The organism is Candidatus Regiella insecticola LSR1, assembly GCF_000143625.1.
In the GTDB taxonomy this organism is placed as follows: domain Bacteria; phylum Pseudomonadota; class Gammaproteobacteria; order Enterobacterales; family Enterobacteriaceae; genus Regiella; species Regiella insecticola.
Map to the genome: position 1 here is coordinate 1 of NZ_GL379598.1, position 2,122 is coordinate 2,122.

Here is a 2,122-nt window from a genome sequence, read left to right on the forward strand (position 1 = left end):
AGGTAGTACCACGTTGGGCGCAAGATTTAAAGTATTGTCACCGGGAGTAGTACAAGCCACTAAAATAAAAATAAACAACAATATAGAAGCTAATTTTTTTAGCATAGTCATCTTCTCGCTAGTGCTAATGATGAAGTTTTATCAATATGTTTCGGTTAGGTCGAATCCCTTGATTAATATACCGTTCGCCTTTCAAATTACGACAGCATTGGCAACGATCACTCATCCTCTGTCATGTATTACCTGTACACTTCTGAGGCTCGATTGATTGCCGCCTTGCCGTAACTCGAAATTCATTGGTTATAGCATTAACCAAAAAATCCAGTAAAAGACAAAGCACAAAATAAATGCATCCCACAAATAAAAATATTTCCATTGGATAGACCATACTACGATTGTTAACCTGTGTTGCTAAAAATGTGAGTTCATTAACACCAACGATATAAGCAAGCGATGTGTCTTTAATTAATGCAATCCACTGATTAACAAATGATGGCACCATCATACGCAGGGCTTGCGGTAATATAATGAACAGTAAAACTTGCCAGCGATTGAATCCCAATGACAAACCCGCTTGCCATTGACCCGCGCCGACCGCCAGTATTCCCGCTTTCACCGCATGGGCTAGATAAGATGAAGTAATCAGCATCAGTGCACAGACTACCGTAGTGATTTCAGGAATATCAACACCAAAAATGATAGGTAATAAAAAATAAGTCCAAAATATAAGCATAATTACCGGGATCGCACGGAAAAACCCTAACACTGCCGCTAAGATTTGTCCCCAAAAACCGGTTGTCATGGCTAACAACACCCCCAGCAGCGTGCCTAAAATAGCAGAGGCCAAACCCGCCATTAAGCTAATCAATAATGTTAATGCTGCTCCCCCCAAAGGCAATTCGGGAAATCCCCCCCATAGCAGATAGCGCCAATTATCGGTAATAATAGTGAAATCCATCTTAATGTCCTCTGGCTTTCAAGCGTTGCTGGCGCCACATACCCCAAGCTTCAATTAACGCAATAGTCATGATATACAGTAGGGTCGCAACGCCAAAAGCCTGAAAAGTACGCAATGTTTCAGTTTCTACCTGACGAGAAGCATAAGAAAGTTCTGCAACACCAATAGCCATAGTAAGTGATGAATTTTTAATAATATTCATGTATTGACCGAGCAAGGGCGGCATGGAGATTTTTAACGCCTGAGGCAAAATGACATAACGCATAGATTGCCAATTCGTTAATCCCAATGCATGCGCGGCATATTTTTGTCCACTGGCAACACCATTGATACCCGCGCGCAACTCTTCAGCAATAAACGCGGCTGAATATAGAATCAGGCCGGTTAAACCGCTTAAAAATTCAAAAGATGGCCAGCTGAGGGTGATCCCCAAAAATACCGCTTGGTGAGAAATATTTAACCACTGCATCCAAGATACAGGCAATATCTTGCTGACGGCGAAATACCAAAAAAAAAGTTGAATAAGCAATGGAGTGTTACGAAATAGTGCACTATAAAGCATCACTGGCCATTGTAACGCTCTTAAATGACTGTCTCTGGCTGTCGCTAGTAGAAATCCTAGTAAGGTTGCAATCACCGAGGTACAAGAAGAAAGCCACAATGTGAGTAGAAAGCCATCCCATAGCCAAAGAAGATATTGTGGGGCAAGTAACCAATCAGTAAGGTGATGCAACTTCATAAATGATATCCAGCCGTCCTACTATGCATAAATATGATACTTTAATTTGATTATATACCCTTCGCCTTTGAAGCCGCCGCTTCGTTGGCTGCGGGTGTTCGCCGAATCTACGCTCATCGGTCGGCCGCCCTGGCCGCCTAGCGGCAACTTCAAAGACGAAGGGTATATTCATAAAAATTGCGTATAAAAATTCGCTGTTATCTAATATCAGAAAAAAACCAACCCTACACTAAAAAAGGGTAGGGTTGGAGAGATCTTTTGCCAAGAATGCCAAGGGATCTATACCCTTCGCCTTTCAAGTTACAGCGGCGTTGGCTGCAAGCCCTCGCCTTCATGGTATGTCTAGGCTCATAGGTCGGTCACCCTGGCCGCCTTCCCATAACTCGAAATTCATTGGGTATATAATCTAGCGTTGAATGGAATTC

General features: G+C 42.5%; 3 protein-coding genes. All 3 read right to left on the reverse strand.

All coding sequences use genetic code 11. From position 1 onward, the window contains the following. Positions 1-232: 232 nt before the first annotated feature. The 3 genes from REG_RS07535 to REG_RS14320 are packed head-to-tail and all read right to left on the reverse strand — an operon-like array spanning position 233 to position 1,850. Positions 233-958 carry an amino acid ABC transporter permease gene (locus REG_RS07535; RefSeq protein ID WP_006705097.1) on the reverse strand — a complete coding sequence of 242 codons (726 nt, stop codon included), beginning with the start codon at positions 956-958 and terminating at the stop codon, positions 233-235. Between the two features lies 1 nt (position 959). Then, positions 960-1,697 carry an amino acid ABC transporter permease gene (locus REG_RS07540; protein ID WP_006705098.1) on the reverse strand — a complete coding sequence of 246 codons (738 nt, stop codon included), beginning with the start codon at positions 1,695-1,697 and terminating at the stop codon, positions 960-962. Between the two features lie 21 nt (positions 1,698-1,718). Next, positions 1,719-1,850 carry a hypothetical protein gene (locus tag REG_RS14320; RefSeq protein ID WP_260200240.1) on the reverse strand — a complete coding sequence of 44 codons (132 nt, stop codon included), beginning with the start codon at positions 1,848-1,850 and terminating at the stop codon, positions 1,719-1,721. Between the last annotated feature and the right edge of the window lie 272 nt (positions 1,851-2,122).

What these genes read in the sequence shown, in the direction of transcription:
- REG_RS07535 (WP_006705097.1), bottom strand. Translation starts at nt 958, where the DNA reads ATGGATTTCACTATTATTACCGATAATTGGCGCTATCTGCTATGGGGG.
- REG_RS07540 (WP_006705098.1), bottom strand. Translation starts at nt 1,697, where the DNA reads ATGAAGTTGCATCACCTTACTGATTGGTTACTTGCCCCACAATATCTT.